A 16,794-nucleotide genomic window follows, 5' to 3' on the forward strand; every position below is an offset into this window, starting at 1 on the left:
TCTAAAGAGAAAGAGGAGGTGTCACATACAATGGGAAAAAACAATCGTGAAGCGAAAGAAAAAAAGGGACAACCCGAGCCATTAAGCGGATCTCATAAAGTAAAAAACCGTAACCATTCACGCCAAAAAAATCATGCGCATCATGATATGTAAAACAAACGGTTCACACTAGCTACCTTTGTCACATACAATGTTTATATTTTTCCATTTATTCTTCACCCCTACTTCATTCATGCATAACATAGTATGAATTGAGATTTTACGGAGGGTGTCTTACATGGGCAAGAAAAAGAAGGATTGTCTTTTTCATGTTGATGGTTTCGAAGAATGGATGGATCAATTTTGTTCTGATTCTTGTAGTAACTTTAGTTTTCCAAATCAAATTCATATTGACCTTTGTGAAACTGAACAAGAATACATTTTGGAAACCGATGTACCAAATGTAACTGAACAAAATGTACTCATTAAAAAGATGGAGACAGGCCTAAACATTTGCATAATTCATAATAATAGTTCTTTGCAGCGGATCATTCCTTTACCCGCGACTATTATTTATAAGAAGATGCTAGCCTGCTTAGAGAATGGATATTTAGCCATTCATATTTCCAAAAATGAAGTTGCTAATAAACATGAAAAAAAAGTTCTTTTTCAAATTGAGAATTAAAATAAAGTAAAGCTTTAATCAATGGGAGTTTTACTGCCCGTTAATGCGGGATAAATACAAAAATAAGCCCCAGTCATCTGCTGGGGCTTATTTTATTTCGCATGTAATTCTAAATTACAATTTCTATCATATCTTTTTTTCAATAAACCTTTTGTAACTACAAGTACAGGAAATGCTACAGTTGAAAATATAGCTAGTGCTGAAAATACTACAAACCCATTTTGATACCCGTAGTAATCGAGAAGCACTCCCCCAAACCATGGACCAATTACTGCTCCAATCCCTGAAAATCCCATTGCTCCAAAATATGTTCCTTTTAAATGTGAAACAGCTATATCATCAATAAATACATCTGTCATGGAAAACATTAAAACTTCTCCAATTGTAAAAATGATTGTGCAGACAGCAGCACCTAGCGTAGATTCTACTATTCCAAATCCAAACAATCCTCCGCTCACAAATAAAGTTCCAACCATAATTGATGTTAACGGTGTATACTTTTTACATATTTGAATAACAGGGTATTGAATTACGACTACAACAATCGCATTTAAAGCTAACATATACGAAAACAATGTCACTCCATCCTGAAATATATGTGCATTTGCAAAATATTGAGATACTGTTGTCGTTAAGTGTGAAAAGCCACAATTACTCAAAATAATACCGACTAAAGCAACTAAAAATACGACATCCTTTCGCAATATACGAACTGCATTTAACATTGTGACAGGCTTTTCTGTATTCACTTTCTTTTTTTCGATTGGATACTTCTTAAATTGGAACGCTAATATAGCTGTATATAGAATGTATACTCCAGCTGCTACTAAAAAAGGAATTGTAGATTTTGCACTTCCAATCTGTAACCCGACAAGTGGGCCAATCGCTACTCCAACATTTATTGCACCGTAACGCAAATTATATACGAGTAAACGATACTCTGGTTTCGTTAAATCTGATAATAATGCTCTTGACGTCGGCTCAAAAAAAGATCGACATAATCCATTTAAAGCATTTAATAAAAAGAAACTTAAAACATGATTTGCAAATGAAAAACCTATAAATACAAACACCCAAGCAATCATAGACCATATTATAATCATGTTTCGGCCGAATCGATCCGATAAGTTCCCTCCGATAAAACTAGCAAACACTCCAACAAGTGCACTCGTTCCGATAATAGCACCCGTCATTCCAGCTGATACGCCTTTAACAGTCGTTAAATAAATTGCTAAAAATGGAATACTCATTGACGTGGCGAACCTCGCAAATAAAGTCCCTATTATAATTGTCATTCCTAACGGATGAATATTTTGTAACTTCCCTTTCATTGTTAAACCTACTCTCCCTATTTTCACATAAAAAAAGAAAGCAAAGGATCTGCTTTCTTTTCCCTTTTTATACTTGAGCTGTTGATACCCGAGCTGTTCTCGTTATTTCCATATCTATGCCATATGTAAACTGTAATTCTTTACAAACATCTTTAATTAAAATTACGACATTATACTTCTCATTAAATTGTAAAACGATATTTTCTACTTCTTCATATGTATACTTATATTCCCCTGTAATGACACTTTTTAAATCAAAGCATTCATTTATACAAAGTTGCACAAGTAGCTGATCATATTTCTCTATTACATCTTCTTTCTTCCACAGTAACTCTTTTACATATAACCGATCAAACTTCACACTTTCTCGATTACAATCCGTTAAAATCCGGGTCATTTCATTTAATTCTCGATACAATTCAGAAATATTTTTGCTTAAACTAAGCAGTTTATCTACGCCGTTTTCATATAACATATTCATTCCACCCCCGCATTTTCTTCTTATTATAGCAAGAAAATTCTAAAAATAGTTTCTTTCTTCTGAAATATTAGGAAACTAATTTCAATTGCTTTACAATGAAACTAGTGAACGCGAAAGGGGAAAGAAAATTGGAGCAAAAATTATATTACACTGACGCTTATAAGCAAGACTTTACTACAAAAGTTATAAAGCAAGATTATGATAAAGACGGTAACTTATACGTCGTTTTAAACGAGACCGCATTTTATCCGACAGGTGGCGGACAACCGCATGATACTGGCACATTAAATGATATCGATGTAATCAATGTAGAAGAGATACATGGAGAAATTCGTCACTTCATTGTAGAAAAATTACATACAGAAGAAGTAGAAGGTAAAATCAATTTGGAGCGCCGTTTTGATCATATGCAGCAACATGCGGCTCAGCACATTTTATCTGCTGCTTTTTGGGACCATTTTAACATACCTACGATTGGATTCCACCTTGGTAAAGAAACGGTAACAATTGATTTAGAAACAGAAAATCTTCATGCGGAAACGGTTGAAAAAGCGGTACAAATTGCCAACAAAATTGTTTTTGAAAACCATCCAATCCGCACCCTGTGGATGAACTTAGAAGAAGCAAAAGCATTACCCCTTCGTAAAGAACCGACTTTAACAGAAAATATACGTGTTGTTATAATTGAGAACTTCGACTACAACGGCTGTGGCGGAACGCATCCGAAACGTACAGGTGAAGTAGGGCCTATACAAGTGCTTAGCTGGGAACGCAATAAAGGTGGCATACGATTAACGTTTATCGCTGGCTGGCGCACACTAAAGTTAATGGGGCATCAGCAACAAATTATAAAGGATGTTTCTAAACAATTAAACAGTAGCGAGAGTGATATTCCAGAAAAAGTAGCACAACTTCTTACTTCTCAAAAAGAAAATGAAAAAGCAATACAAACAATGAATGAAAAATTATTATTTGCAGAGGCAAATGAACTACTTCAACAGCCTACGGAAATACATGCCGGCATACTTATTTCTAAAGTATTTATAAATCGTTCTATGCAAGAAATCGCAAAGCTTTCTGCCATTATTACAGAACAACAAGAGCATGCCATTACATATTTCGTTATTGAAAATGAGGACAAACTACAATGCATCCTCGCTTGTGGAAAAACAGTCACGCTCGAGATGAATGCTCTTTTAAAAGAGGCACTTCCTACAATTGAGGGAAAAGGTGGCGGAAATAAAAAGAGTGCGCGCGGCGGTGGGAAAGCGCTTATGACTGGGGACGAGTTTTTAAATCAGCTTGTTTCTTCTTTACAGTCGGCAGTATAAAACATGTTTATGAAGGATAGCTAACTGCTATCCTTCAACTATATTTACAAGCCTATATTTTGTTTCAAGCCTTGATAACTCCCTGCACTTGCAAAACCTTCACTTATAAGAGTTATAAAAGTTTCCGAAAAACCATATTGACTTAAATCTTTAATCGGTACCATTTGCACATCTTGAATTGGATTATGATCAAACTCATTAGAAGGTAGCGTAATTTCACCGTCAATCCTTTCAAGCAGAAACGTAATATGTAATAAAGATGGACTAGCATCTGGTTTATCACAAACATAGAGTAGCTTCTTAATTTTAACTTCTAATCCTGTTTCTTCTCTCATTTCTCGAATCATCGCTTCTTCTAACGTTTCACCATTCCCTACCCTTCCCCCAGGTAAAGACCAATTACGATTAGCAACTTTTTGCTTTACTAGCAATACTTTTTCATCTTCAATTAAAATTCCCGTAACACGAACTTGCATTACATTTTCCATATGTAATCCCCTCTTCCCATTATATTTACAAATTAATCCTTCCACAAAAAGAACATATGTTTTATAATTAAAGAAAATTATGGAAGAAAGAAGTTGTTACATCTATGCGTCCACCTTTAACAAATTCTATACCACTTGAAGATTTCCAAAACTATTATTGGTTAAAAGCAGAACTCCAAACATTTTGTCGTGAGCATGGTTTGCCAGCTAGTGGCTCTAAGATTGAAATAACCGAGCGTATCTCACATTATTTACATACTGGTAAAATATTAAAAAACAGCTCTCGTCAAAAGGCGAGTAAAGCTTCCCTCTCTTATAAAGACCTTTCTCTTCAAACGATTATTACTAACAATCAACGCTGCAGCGAAGATGTTCGTGCTTTTTTCAAAGAAAAAATCGGAGCAAACTTTCGCTTTACAGTAGCACTTCAAAAGTTTTTTAAAGAGAATGTCGGAAAAACATATGAAGACGCGATAACGTTTTGGTATGAAGAAAACGAACAAAAAAAAAGACCCTACTTATAAAACAACTATTAGCGCGCAGTTTGAATACAATCGTTTTACTCGCGATTTTTTCGAAGATCCAAATAATAAAGGAAAATCAAAAGCTGATGCTATCGCTGCTTGGAATGAAATCAAAGCAAAGCCTGGTAGTAATGCTTATGTTCCTCAAAAAGTAGAAAACTAGTTCCTTGCTAGTCTTCTACTTTCTCAAATATTAGCGCAAGCCCTATTCCACCACCAATTCCTAACGTCGCAATTCCATATTTCATATGCTCTCTTTGTGCTTGATAAAACAAACGTGTCACAAGCATAGCTCCAGATGCACCGTACGGATGACCGAGCGCAATTGCACCACCATTTACATTTAATTTTCCGAAAGGAATTTGTAACTCCTTTGCACAAGCAACAACCTTTGAAGCAAATGCTTCATTTATTTCAAAATAATCGATGTCCTCTACTTTCATATTCATTTCGTTTAATAATTTATTCACCGCAAATATCGGACCCGTCCCGGGAAGATTTGGATCCACTCCAACTACAGCACTACGAACGAAACGAAGAACAGGCTTGTATCCTAATTTTCGGGCTTGCCCCTCTTCCATTACAAGAACAGCACATGCTCCGTCATTTACACCGCACGAATTACCTGCCGTTACTGTACCATTTTGTAAAAATGCGGGCTTAGTTCTTTTAATCATTCTTTCATATTTCATTTCTCGTTTTATAGCCTCATCTAAAGATCCATTAAAAGAAAGTATTTCATCTTGTAAATATCCATTTTCTAATGCTTGCAGTGTCCGTTTATAACTAAGGCAAGCATACTCGTCTTGCATTTCTCGCGTTATATTATAACGCTCTGCAACATATTCAGCCGCCACTCCCATATTAGGATCACCAATTGTTTCTGGTGAAAATCGCGCTCTATTTTGAAAAGGTGATGTACTTGCACTCTCTACTCCTCCTGCAATATAACAATTACCTGCGCCGCCTTGAATGAAATGACATGCGGTGCGAATTGCTTCCAATCCGGCACCACATTGCCGATCAATCGTTACACCAGGAATATGATAACCAAGTCCTGCCGCTAAAGCAGATAATCTTGCAACATTCCCTCCTGGCCCCACAATATTCCCTAATATGACATCGTCTATTTCTCTCTCAATTCCTTTACTTAAAAACGTAAGAAGCGGCGTTACTAATCGCTGAACTTCATAATCTTTCAACATCCCATTTTTCTTACCAATAGGTGTCCTTTTTGCTTCTACAATAACCGCTCTATTCATATATCTTCTCCTGGTTTTCAATCATATTTTTTGCTGCAATACGAGCGATTTTCCCGCTATCTGTATACGGTATTTCATCTACAAAATGCCATTCTTTCGGTATTTTAAACGAGGATAATCGTTGTAAGCAAAAACTTTTTAATTGTTGCCTCGTAGCACTTCCTTTTACGATGGCGACAGGTTTTTCACCCCAGTAACTATCTTTCACACCAATTATAACTATTTCATCAACAGCTGGGTGTTCATGTAATACACTTTCTATTTCTTCTGGAAAAATATTAATTCCTCCAAATAAAATTATGTTCTTCTCTCTACCCACTATGTATATAAAGCCTTCTTCATCTTCATAACCTACATCTCGCACTGTCATCCAGCCATCCGTAGTCAACTCTGGAACTAAAACCTTATCCAATATGTAGCCCATAAAAAACTGATCACTTTTCACATAAACAGTTCCTATCTCGCCTTTCTGTACTCCTTCTCCTGCTTCGTTACATATTCGAACTTGCACATTGTGACAAGGTTTTCCTACTGAATTTGGCCTTCTATCGCTCTCTTCATCAACAAGTGCTGTTACAAAACTTAGTTCCGATGCACCGTAAAATTCATATTTTTGCGCATAAGGAAATATACTCTTTATTTTTTCTTTCGCTTCAGCTTCCCATTTCGCTCCTGATGAAATAATTTTCATCCCATTTTCTATTACTCTATTTTCTTTATATAAAGATTCTAGCATTGTCGGAACTGTATACATGACCGAAATATTTTCTGTTTCTAACTTTTCCAGTACTTGATCTGGAATAAACTTTCTCATAATATGCACCGTTTGCCCTACATATAATGCACTTATTGCGCCGTATAAGAAAAGAGAATGAACGAGCGTCCCAGCTATTAAAATAGAATCTTCTTTTTTCATATGAAAGTCATGTATATTACAATCAAAACTATGAACCCACGATTGTTGTGCACGTAAAAATGCTTTTGCCTTCCCAGTCGATCCTGATGTAAATCCCATATAAAACGGAGCATGTTGTACATCTTTTACAGGGGCATATGCAGGCAGAGAGTTCTCTATTATTCTTTTCCACTCATCAATTTCAATTACTCTTCCTTCTTCATCCGGTAGATCCTTTACCTTATATCGCTCTGTCACAATCATAGCCGGGTTACTGATCGCAATTCTTTCTTTGAGCTCATCCTGTTTCCACTTTATATCTAACGGCACACAAACCCATCCGGCCATAGCAGCACCAGCAAATAGTTGTAAAAACTCCATACTATTTTCTAATACAATTGCTATTGTTTTATTCTGCGATTCTTTTTCATTCAACCAGTTTGCTACTTTACATACTGACTCAAACCATTCTTTAAATGTTAATACTCGATCATTTTCCTTTATTGCTATTTTATTTGTTTGTAAAGAGGCATACTTTTTATATTCTTTTGTAATCCCCATTTGAGACGTCCTTTCTTTACAAAATAATAAAAAGAAACACGCAATGAACGTGTTTCTTCTCTTTCTTATCCCGCATTTGTATATTTCCCACTCTTGAGAGCAGGCGTAATAATATGTTTCAATGAACGATGTAATTTCGTTACAAGAATTGCTGCTATAATCGCTTTTATGCAATCACCTGGTAAAAATACGGCACTTACTTTCATCGTCTGCCATATAGAAACATCCATAAAGAAAGCTTGTACAATAATACCAAATACATAAACTACGAAAATACCACCAATTATATTAATACATAATACCTTTATTATAGAAACTTCACGTAAACGCTCAATTAAATAACCAATGACAAAAGCTCCAACGATATAACCAAGTAAATATCCTGCACTTGGCCCAACAAATACGCCTGGACCACCGCGTCCACCTGCAAGTAATGGTGCTCCAACTCCAACTATAAGTAAGAAAATAAGCTGACTTAACGCACCAAGACGTGATCCTAACAATCCACCAGCAAGCATAACACCGAGTGATTGTAATGTAATTGGAACTGGTGTAATAGCAAGAGCAATTGGAGGTATTAACCCTAACACTCCCATAATAGAACTAAATAAAGCGACGAAAACTAAGTTTTTTGTATTCATATTTGCTTCTCCTATTTGTAAACTTAAAATGATTTTTAGATAACATATTATAGGAGTTATATTATCTTTCTATTTAGTCTTTGTCAACTTATTTTAAATTTAGGTTTACAAATATTTTTTCAATTATTTCTCTTTATGCAAATGCTCAAGTTCTTTCCGAAGCGCCTGTTTTAAAAACTTCCCAACAGATGTTTTCGGTATTTCTTCCATAAATACAATATCGTCTGGTAACCACCACTTCGCAAACTGTGGTTTTAAAAACTCATATATTTCTTCTTTTGTTACTGTACTATTTTTCTTTTGAACGACGCAGGCAATTGGTCGCTCTTGCCACTGCGGATGAGGAACGGCAACGACAGCTGCTTCAAATATAGCATCATGTGCCATTAATGCATTTTCAAGGTCAACTGAAGAAATCCACTCACCTCCGCTTTTAATAACATCTTTCGTACGGTCAACAATTTTCACGCAGCCTTCCTCGTCAACTGTAACGACATCTCCTGTATATAACCAACCGTCTCGGAATCCTTCGACAGTACGGTCATCGTTATAATAGCTTTCAGCGATCCAAGGTGCTCGTAAACATAACTCTCCCATCTCAGTACCATCCCACTTCACTTCACCGTTTGTACCGACTACTTTCATCTCTACACCAGGGACAAGATATCCTTGTTTTGAGCGGATTTCTAATTGCTCTTCATATGATAATTCTGTTTCATAACTTTTTAAACGTGCAAGTGTTACGAGTGGGCTTGTTTCAGTCATACCATATGCATGTACGAAAGGAACATTATATTTTTGCTCAAATGCTTTAATAACGCTTTTCGGTGCAGCAGCACCACCGCATAATATTCTCGTTATACTAGATAAATCGTAACTATTATTTTCTAATTCTTGTAATACACCGAGCCAAATTGTCGGCACACCTGCTGCTATCGTTACTTTTTCAGCTTGAATCATCTCTAATAAAATTTTTGGAGTAAACATTGGTCCTGGCAGAACTTGTTTAGTTCCAAACCAAGTAGCTGCAAAAGGAAGCCCCCAAGCGTTCACATGGAACATTGGTACAATTGCCATCGCCGCATCACTTTCCGATAAAGCAGCTGTATCCGCTAAACCGAGTGCCATACAATGCAATACAGTACTACGATGCGTATATACAACACCTTTTGGGTTTCCTGTAGTCGCTGACGTATAACACATACCAGCAGGTGTATTTTCATCAATATCTTTTACAAATTGGAAAGTTGGATCGCCTTCTTCTAATAGCTTTTCATAATGATATACAGGTTCTAGCGTAGTATTGGGAAGTTCATCTTTATCAGTCATAATAATGTAGGCTTGTACATTTGATAATTGCGATTGAATATTTTCAACGAGTGGTACGAGATCTTCATCTATAAGTAGAATGCGATCTTCTGCGTGCTGAATAATGTATGAAATATGTTGAGGAGATAAACGAATATTAATTGTGTGCAAAACAGAAGCAATACCAGGAATAGCAAAATATGCTTCCACATGTCGATGATGATTCCACGCTAACGTTCCTATACGCTCGCCTTCTTTAATTCCTAATTTTTTTAACGCACTAGAAAGCCTTCTCGTCCTTTCACCTAACTGCTTATACGTTAACGTCGTAACTGTGTCATGTGTCCGTGAAACAATTTCTTTCTTTGAAAACAGTTTTTCTGCTCTTTCCATCATAGAACTAATTGTTAGCGGTACATTCATCATCATATTGGTTATATCCCCCTTTAAAGCGTTTTCATTTTTTTGTTTATTATAACAGACTTCTACAAATGATTACGACATTTTTCTGTATTTTCTGAATTATTTCTTTGGAAATAATTCAGAACGATAAAAAACATGTTTTGAATACATTGATTCGAAACATGTTTTTTATTTTTTATAAACTATCTACCTTTTTTCTTACCTTCTTTTTCATTTTAAAAATAAAACGATTACTATATTCCTTATTTTCTACTAAAATTCGATACATCTCCCACACTCCTACAACACGAACAAAAAGATAGACTCCAATCGCAATAAGTACAACACAGTACGGATAATACTGCACTAATTCTCCTGAAGTGATATGCTTTTTCTCAAACAAAAACGGGATTGCGCCTGCTGCTATAAAACAAAATCCAACAATCATCACTGCAGCATACTTCTTCTTAATAATCGCATATCTTTTTGTCAATTCTTTTAGAAAGTTTTGATCAAATAGTAGTTCTTCTTTTTTCAATACATTGTATCGACTCTCTTCTATCGTTGTAGGTACCATCATTGCTCCAATTCCAAGGACAGCAATGATAATAACAAGGAATGTCGACATTGTTGCATTTTCTTTAAATAATAAATACGGTATTGTCGATAAAATGAGCAAACTAAATCCCATATGTGTGTCCCCCTTTGTTTTCTTAACTAAATTGTATGTAAACATTACCCTTATCTCTATCTTCCTGCGGTTGCACTTTGTCAACTTATGGTTGCGATTGTGTTATATAGCCGTTTTCTATACGATTTAGCTAGTTTTCTTCTATGATTATGGCGTTAATAAAATACCCTCTCCCAATAACCAATTATAACAATTAAAGGTAATTACTGTTACAAAAAAACAAAAACTCCCTTATTCATTTAAAGGAGTTTTCGATATGAAGTATTCCAATAAGGGTTAATTTGTCTTCCCCATATTGATTCACAATTTCTTCTATACATTTTTGTATATCGTGCAACGATTAATAAGCATCCCACACAGTATATGTTGTCATCTCTTTATATAAGGACATACTCATATATATATATATGTAAAATATTACTCCTCTAACTTCCCTAATAAAAACACTTCTCAATAATCATAACGGCTTCTGCTTAAACTTTTCATAATGTCGTACTTTTAATAAAAGGATATTCCCGCAATCTGTACAAATATTAGCATCTACTGGTGAAGATGTGAACATCGTCTCCTTTTTCCGTATTTGTGCATAACCGACAAACTCACCTTCTCCTATGTTATGAGAACCACAATTAGAGCATGTCTGCACGTCTTTCTGTTTCATGAGAGCACCACCTTTAATCTGTTTCCACTCCCTTCGACAGTTCACTTCCATTTCCCTTCCAAAAAACCTCTTATTCTCTTACATTTCAACAGGAATCTCATAACATACATCGTATATATACTATGAAATATATTTATTAACGGAGGAATTTTATGAGTACTATTATGACGCTCAATACAGCACAAGAAATTGAAAGCGCAGAAATACATATGCTTTCTTCTAGATTAGAGGCACTACAAGCAATAAACGGAAATCCAATGCAAGTACAAATGAAAAAGTTCGGGAGTGCCACTGCCTTTTCATCAAATATAATTGCTGGTCCTGCTTTTAACACAGTAAAAGGCGTTACCTTTACAAATACAGATGAGATAGATGAAATCATCTCTTATTATCAATCGCTACAAATCCCTTGTCGTTTTGAAATTACACCCGCTCAAGGTACAGCTGAATTATTTCAATACTTATCTCAAAAAGGATTTTACCAATCCAGCTTCCATACCGCTTTATATAGTATACCGAGAGAAGATCCATCCCTACTTCCTTCTAACATTTCAGTACGTCAACTAAAAGAAAATGAATTTCATATTTTTGCAGACATATATGTACGTGGATTTAACATGCCACCCTTTACAAAAGATGGCGTACGCCAAAATAACGAAATTCTCTACAATAAACCTGGCTGGCATTTTTTCATAGCCGAAGTTCAAAATACTCCTGCAGGCATTGGTGTCCTGTATATAAATAATGGGATTGCTTCATTAGCTGCTTCTGCTACTTTGCCAGAATTTCAGCGTAAAGGCTGTCATACTGCATTAATTCAAAAACGAATAGAAAAAGCCCTAGCGACAAACTGTCATTTAATAGTTGGACAAGCTCGCTTTGGTAGTCGCAGTCAGAATAATATGGAACGTGCCCATATGAAAATTGCTTATACAAAATCAATATGGACTGCAAAAGACATATAATTTACATGCTTTCTCTTCTCATTACAATTTTATACATTTCATGACAATTCCTTTTCTATCCTATTAATCATTTGAATATTCAAACTAAATTTGTTACGCTATTACTAGATACATCATTCAACTTGCAATATGAAAAGAAAGTTCTAATCAAACTACAAGGAGGAGAAATGTATGACTAAACATGATCATGGTTTAAAAGAAAAAGTAGAAGGTGCTATTGATAAAGTAAAAGGCGAAGTAAAAGAAGTTGTCGGGAAAGTAACTGACAATAAAAAATTACAAGCTGAAGGAAAATGGGATAAAGTGAAAGGCACTGCTAAAGATACGGTTGGTAATGTAAAAGAAAAAGTACATGAATATAAAGAGCATAAAGAGAATAAATAAAAAAGAACTAGGATGTATGGTTGTGCAAGTAGTAAGTTACTAGATTTGAGAAGAGAGAATTTGTATTTTATATTTGCCTATAAAATCATTTTAAAACGACAAAAGATGCCTCAAGGCATCTTTTTGTCTATAAACAACTATTTTACATCCTACTTTGTGAAATTTGGTTTTAGATCACCTGTATACGGTTCATGCTCAACAAAGATTTTTATATCTTTTCCATTCGCATCTTTCCCGATTCTTGTATACGTAAATTTCTCTTTATTTAACTCTGTAAGTTCAAGGACCGCACCATATTTATTATTTCCTAACGAAACGTGAGCCCTTATTTTATTACCATGTACAACATCAAAGAAACCATAGTCTCCACGACTTTCTCCTGTATTCACATTGAAAAACTCGTATTTATTTGTATTTTTATCGTATTTTGCTAGACTAATTAAGTTTGAGTTGTATTTTTTTACATCATTACCCTGTTCGTCTAATACCACCATTCCATAGTGTACTAGATAAAATTTCATCTCCATCAACGTCTGTAACTATTTTCCCCGTCGATCTTTCTAACTTTTTATCAGGTCGCGTGAAAGAAAGTTCTTTTTCATGGTAAGGAACATGTTCAACAAACACTTCTACATCGTTCCCTTTTGCATCTTTCCCCATTCTTTTATATGTAAATTTCTCCTTGTCTAATTGCGTTAATTCAACAACTGCCTGATAATTTTGCGTTTCAGAAATTAGCACTCTTTTCTTTCCATCATTCGTTATAAAAAAGGTACCGCTATCATTACGACTCTCTCCTGTATTTGCATTAAAAAATTCATATCTTGCCGTTTTAGCATCATACTTTGCAAGCCCAATGAAATTTTGGTTTTCTTTCGTTATATCATTATGATCTTTGTCATAGACTTTTGTCCCTTGCCAATTTGTTTCACCAAGTATACTAGCTAATAGTTGCCCTTTCGTTTGTTGAGTTTGCTCAGTTTCTTATATTGCATTGTATAAAAATTGTGCGTACTGTTCACGCGTCACATCCATACTTGGAGCAAATTTCCCTTCTCCTACTCCTTTTGCAATATTATTTCTTTGAACAGCACTAATTGCATTTCTTGCCCATGAGTTCGTTGCAACGTCATTAAAAGTATGATCACTCTTTGCCTTTAAATGAAAAGCATTTGTAAGAACCTGTGCCATTTCTGCGCGTGTTAAGGATGCCTTCGGTCTAGAGTTTCCATTCTCATCCCCCTTAAAAACACCCATTTCTATTAAAGATAAAATTTCCTTTATATAGGTTGTTGAATCTTCACTTACGTCACCGTATGGGTTTTGATAATTTTTGTTTTCTTCCATATTAAAATAACGATACATTAAAGCTGCAACTTGTTCGCGTGTTACGTTATCTCCAAAACCAAACCTTCCATCATCATAGCAAAAAATGATTTTCTCACCTGTTAATTGCTGAATCGCCTCATATGCCCAGTGCCCCTTTGGAACATCTTTGAATACACCAGTATGATTCGTTTTTGGTGTAACCTCTTCTGCTTTCACCTCTCCATTCGTTTCACTTAATAGACTTCCACCTAAAACTGCTGATATGATACATGTTTTAAATTTTGATTACAGCTAATTGGATACAAATTTTCAATTCCCCAACTTTAATATACAGTGTTACACCCCCAAAGTTCTTTTTCGTAGTATCCATAGCTGCTATATATATGAATTATAAATAGCAACTATAAATTGCCCATAAATAAATTATTAAAAAAAGATAAAATTAAGATAATATATTTTTAATCTCAATCTTTTTATAAAAAAACGTTATTCTTTCTCATCTAGCTTGTTAAGAAAGAATAACGTTTTTTAATTCTAGCGTTCCTTTTGGCAAAAAGATGGTTTGAAATTAAATGTTCATTCCATTTTTTTGTTTATGTTATTATGATAAAAGAAAGAATATTTCGAAATAAAAAACCGGAATTTGGGCAGAAATGAGGAAAAGAAATTGAATATTGAGCAACAATTATATGATGTGGTGAAACATTTAATTGAACAAAGATATCCAAATGATTGGGGTGGAGCCGCAGCGATTCGTGTAGAAGATGGAACAATTTATACAAGTGTTGCTCCGGGCGTAATAAATGCTTCAACAGAACTTTGTATGGAAACAGGTGCAATTTTAGAAGCACATAAATTTCAAAAGAAAGTTACACACTCTATTTGTCTTGCTAGAGAAAATGAGCATTCTGAATTAAAGGTACTCTCGCCTTGCGGTGTATGCCAAGAACGTTTATTTTATTGGGGACCAGAAGTACAGTGTGCGATTACAAATGCTAAACAAGATATTATTTTTAAACCTTTAAAAGAGTTGCAACCATATCATTGGACAGAAGCATATCATGATGAAATGGCAAAAGAATGGAGTACGAGATAGGGGGCTAAGTTTAATTATTTGCCTGCTGAAAACGAAACAACTTCACGGCCTTTTCCAAACAGAACATCGGAAAAAGCCGTGACATAATACTTATTTTATAATTGACGGAATACGGCCAAAATGGCTCTTTTTACTTCCCTTCACTCTTCTCTAACACATACAAATCTTCTTCAATATTAGATAGTTTCTCTGTTACAAGCTTTCTAGCATCTCCAATTGCTTGATTGTATGCAAATGGTCCTACTAATTTAATCATTTCTTCTATTAATCGCTCTGCTTGGAAACGTCCAATTTCATCTAAATCTTCTTCAACGAAAAATTGCTGAATTTGTGCCACAAGCTCTTCTTTTTTATCATTTGGTATTTTTATATTCATCATCATTTCTTACTCCTCTATATTTAAGTTAGTCCGTTTCTTAACTCTACCATAGAAAAACGCTTTCCAGGACAACTTTTTGTAACGTCTTCTAGCTCCCTATGACCGAGTATATTTTCTTTCTTTATAGCAAACTGCTTCATAAACATTTTACATAAAGAATACAATGCATTCATTTGTGCAGAAGTTGGATCATATTTATCAAAATTACCCGTCATACATATTCCAATTGTATCTCTATTATTATCTTTCGCATGTGCTCCAATATGTAAACCTCGCCCTTCGACTACAGTTCCATCTTCTTCAATAAAATAATTGTAACCGATCCCGCTCCACCCTCTTACTTTTTGATGAAATTCATGTGTTTTATACACATCCCATCCATCTTCGGATGTATGGTGGATAATCAGTTTATTAACTTTCTCTAAAGGAACTAATTCATCTTGAAATGTTAAATTAATACATTTAATTTCCATTCGAACATCCTCCCCTTACAAATCAATGATCATAATTGTTTTATCATCTGGTCTTATTCTCTTTTCCCCTTCTAGCTCTTCAATAATTGCTACATATTCACTTATACTATTCTTTCTTATATATGCAACAGTTTGTTCAAGTGGCCAATCTGGGTGGAATACTCCGTCTGAACAAATAAAAACCCCGCTCACTTCATCTATATGTAGTTCACCATGTTGTAAATAATGTATCGCTTCTTTCATTCCATTTGCAACGGAATATCCGCCCTGCATATTTGCAAGATAACGATTGTATTTTAACTGTTCTTGCACATCTTGAAAAACATGTTCTTCTGGTACAGATAACCCTTTTTTACGATCTTCTTCTCTCTTCTTTTTTGCTCGTTTACTAATTCCTTCAACCGTGTCTTGCGTTAATACTTGCATCGTTCCATTTTGAAGTATTGCAACAATCATACAGTCTCCTAACTGTGCGTATTCAATTTTCTCACCATTTATTTGAACTGCCGCAATACATGTACACCACAAATGCTCTTTCTTTCTCGTGTCTACTTCATATTCTAACATTTTGCTTTGCAATGCTTCATTTGCTTTTGCAACGGCAACTTTTAAACTATGAGTTTCTCGTAATGAGGTAAAATAACTTGCAAATAAATGCGAAGCGATGTATGCTCCATTATGTCCCTTTTCATCACGAAACGGGACGAGCGGTGTTGCACCATCACATACACCATACATCTTTTTTTCTTCATTACAAAAATAAGAATCCTCACATTCTTGCTTCAACGGGCTTTTCTGTTGATACGTTTTTATCCTCATATCTGTATCCCCTTTCAAATGAAAAAATACTCGAATTCTTTTGATTAATCTAATTTTCCGAAATAAACTGTTTTTACCCAAAACTTTCAATATCATATATAATCTTGAA

17 protein-coding genes and 3 pseudogenes are annotated in these 16,794 nt (G+C 34.9%); 7 read left to right on the forward strand and 13 right to left on the reverse strand.

Annotated elements, in window-relative coordinates; genetic code table 11:
* Nucleotides 1-30: 30 nt before the first annotated feature.
* Both QCI41_RS08315 and QCI41_RS08320 read left to right on the forward strand, forming a co-directional pair.
* On the forward strand, nucleotides 31-153 hold the full coding sequence (locus tag QCI41_RS08315; RefSeq protein WP_000517650.1) for a small acid-soluble spore protein P: 123 nt from the start codon (nucleotides 31-33) through the stop codon (nucleotides 151-153).
* Nucleotides 154-277: 124 nt separating this feature from the next.
* Nucleotides 278-664 carry an Hsp20/alpha crystallin family protein gene (locus tag QCI41_RS08320; RefSeq protein WP_353837657.1) on the forward strand — a complete coding sequence of 129 codons (387 nt, stop codon included), beginning with the start codon at nucleotides 278-280 and terminating at the stop codon, nucleotides 662-664.
* 92 nt (nucleotides 665-756) lie between these two features.
* On the opposite strand, the gene QCI41_RS08325 is transcribed toward QCI41_RS08320, so the two are convergent.
* Both QCI41_RS08325 and QCI41_RS08330 read right to left on the reverse strand, forming a co-directional pair.
* Nucleotides 757-1,995 (reverse strand): MDR family MFS transporter, encoded by a 1,239-nt coding sequence (locus tag QCI41_RS08325; RefSeq protein ID WP_098110339.1) that lies wholly within the window; start codon nucleotides 1,993-1,995, stop codon nucleotides 757-759.
* 67 nt (nucleotides 1,996-2,062) lie between these two features.
* The gene (locus tag QCI41_RS08330) at nucleotides 2,063-2,470 is read right to left on the reverse strand and encodes a hypothetical protein (RefSeq protein ID WP_000965135.1); all 408 of its coding nucleotides are present in this window, start codon (nucleotides 2,468-2,470) and stop codon (nucleotides 2,063-2,065) included.
* A 134-nt stretch (nucleotides 2,471-2,604) separates the two neighbouring features.
* On the opposite strand from QCI41_RS08330, the gene QCI41_RS08335 reads away from it, so the two are divergent.
* The gene (locus QCI41_RS08335) at nucleotides 2,605-3,807 is read left to right on the forward strand and encodes an alanyl-tRNA editing protein (RefSeq protein WP_353837656.1); all 1,203 of its coding nucleotides are present in this window, start codon (nucleotides 2,605-2,607) and stop codon (nucleotides 3,805-3,807) included.
* Between the two features lie 44 nt (nucleotides 3,808-3,851).
* On the opposite strand, the gene QCI41_RS08340 is transcribed toward QCI41_RS08335, so the two are convergent.
* Nucleotides 3,852-4,295, reverse strand: a complete 444-nt coding sequence (locus QCI41_RS08340) for an NUDIX hydrolase (RefSeq protein WP_353837655.1) — start codon at nucleotides 4,293-4,295, stop codon at nucleotides 3,852-3,854.
* A 104-nt stretch (nucleotides 4,296-4,399) separates the two neighbouring features.
* Here QCI41_RS08340 and QCI41_RS08345 point away from each other — a divergent pair.
* Nucleotides 4,400-4,982: pseudogene (locus QCI41_RS08345) on the forward strand (DUF6434 domain-containing protein).
* A 7-nt stretch (nucleotides 4,983-4,989) separates the two neighbouring features.
* On the opposite strand, the gene QCI41_RS08350 reads toward QCI41_RS08345, so the two are convergent.
* The 6 genes and pseudogenes from QCI41_RS08350 to QCI41_RS08375 all read right to left on the reverse strand — a co-directional run bounded on the left by QCI41_RS08350 (nucleotide 4,990) and on the right by QCI41_RS08375 (nucleotide 11,240).
* Entirely contained in the window at nucleotides 4,990-6,081 is a 1,092-nt protein-coding gene (locus QCI41_RS08350; protein WP_353837654.1) for an acetyl-CoA C-acyltransferase, read from the reverse strand.
* Nucleotides 6,074-7,537 carry an acyl-CoA synthetase gene (locus QCI41_RS08355; protein ID WP_353837653.1) on the reverse strand — a complete coding sequence of 488 codons (1,464 nt, stop codon included), beginning with the start codon at nucleotides 7,535-7,537 and terminating at the stop codon, nucleotides 6,074-6,076. Before QCI41_RS08355 ends, QCI41_RS08350 begins: the two co-directional genes overlap by 8 nt.
* A gap of 65 nt (nucleotides 7,538-7,602) precedes the next feature.
* The gene (locus QCI41_RS08360; RefSeq protein WP_001093321.1) at nucleotides 7,603-8,178 is read right to left on the reverse strand and encodes a biotin transporter BioY; all 576 of its coding nucleotides are present in this window, start codon (nucleotides 8,176-8,178) and stop codon (nucleotides 7,603-7,605) included.
* A gap of 123 nt (nucleotides 8,179-8,301) precedes the next feature.
* Complete coding sequence (locus QCI41_RS08365; RefSeq protein WP_353837652.1) at nucleotides 8,302-9,915, reverse strand: long-chain fatty acid--CoA ligase; 1,614 nt, start codon at nucleotides 9,913-9,915, stop codon at nucleotides 8,302-8,304.
* A gap of 169 nt (nucleotides 9,916-10,084) precedes the next feature.
* Nucleotides 10,085-10,579: pseudogene (locus tag QCI41_RS08370) on the reverse strand (helix-turn-helix domain-containing protein); the annotation flags it as partial.
* A 457-nt stretch (nucleotides 10,580-11,036) separates the two neighbouring features.
* Nucleotides 11,037-11,240, reverse strand: coding sequence for a hypothetical protein (locus QCI41_RS08375; protein ID WP_046954556.1), 204 nt, complete (start codon nucleotides 11,238-11,240; stop codon nucleotides 11,037-11,039).
* A gap of 152 nt (nucleotides 11,241-11,392) precedes the next feature.
* Here QCI41_RS08375 and QCI41_RS08380 point away from each other — a divergent pair, with 152 nt between their 5' ends.
* Complete coding sequence (locus QCI41_RS08380) at nucleotides 11,393-12,205, forward strand: GNAT family N-acetyltransferase (protein ID WP_353837651.1); 813 nt, start codon at nucleotides 11,393-11,395, stop codon at nucleotides 12,203-12,205.
* 171 nt (nucleotides 12,206-12,376) lie between these two features.
* Entirely contained in the window at nucleotides 12,377-12,589 is a 213-nt protein-coding gene (locus QCI41_RS08385) for a CsbD family protein (protein WP_000160409.1), read from the forward strand.
* A gap of 149 nt (nucleotides 12,590-12,738) precedes the next feature.
* On the opposite strand, the pseudogene QCI41_RS08390 reads toward QCI41_RS08385, so the two are convergent.
* A pseudogene (locus QCI41_RS08390) lies at nucleotides 12,739-14,185 on the reverse strand (DUF4822 domain-containing protein).
* 400 nt (nucleotides 14,186-14,585) lie between these two features.
* Here QCI41_RS08390 and QCI41_RS08395 point away from each other — a divergent pair.
* Nucleotides 14,586-15,014 carry a cytidine deaminase gene (locus tag QCI41_RS08395; RefSeq protein ID WP_001019669.1) on the forward strand — a complete coding sequence of 143 codons (429 nt, stop codon included), beginning with the start codon at nucleotides 14,586-14,588 and terminating at the stop codon, nucleotides 15,012-15,014.
* 130 nt (nucleotides 15,015-15,144) lie between these two features.
* On the opposite strand, the gene QCI41_RS08400 is transcribed toward QCI41_RS08395, so the two are convergent.
* From QCI41_RS08400 to QCI41_RS08410, 3 genes are read right to left on the reverse strand one after another with little or no spacing between them, the layout of a single operon-like run.
* Nucleotides 15,145-15,396, reverse strand: a complete 252-nt coding sequence (locus QCI41_RS08400; RefSeq protein ID WP_001983516.1) for a DUF2164 domain-containing protein — start codon at nucleotides 15,394-15,396, stop codon at nucleotides 15,145-15,147.
* Between the two features lie 17 nt (nucleotides 15,397-15,413).
* Nucleotides 15,414-15,866, reverse strand: a complete 453-nt coding sequence (locus QCI41_RS08405) for a peptidoglycan recognition protein family protein (protein ID WP_060487401.1) — start codon at nucleotides 15,864-15,866, stop codon at nucleotides 15,414-15,416.
* Nucleotides 15,867-15,881: 15 nt separating this feature from the next.
* Entirely contained in the window at nucleotides 15,882-16,685 is an 804-nt protein-coding gene (locus QCI41_RS08410; RefSeq protein WP_060487402.1) for a protein phosphatase 2C domain-containing protein, read from the reverse strand.
* Between the last annotated feature and the right edge of the window lie 109 nt (nucleotides 16,686-16,794).

Origin of the sequence: Bacillus cereus group sp. MG4, assembly GCF_040460055.1 — a bacterium.
Lineage (GTDB): Bacteria > Bacillota > Bacilli > Bacillales > Bacillaceae_G > Bacillus_A > Bacillus_A wiedmannii.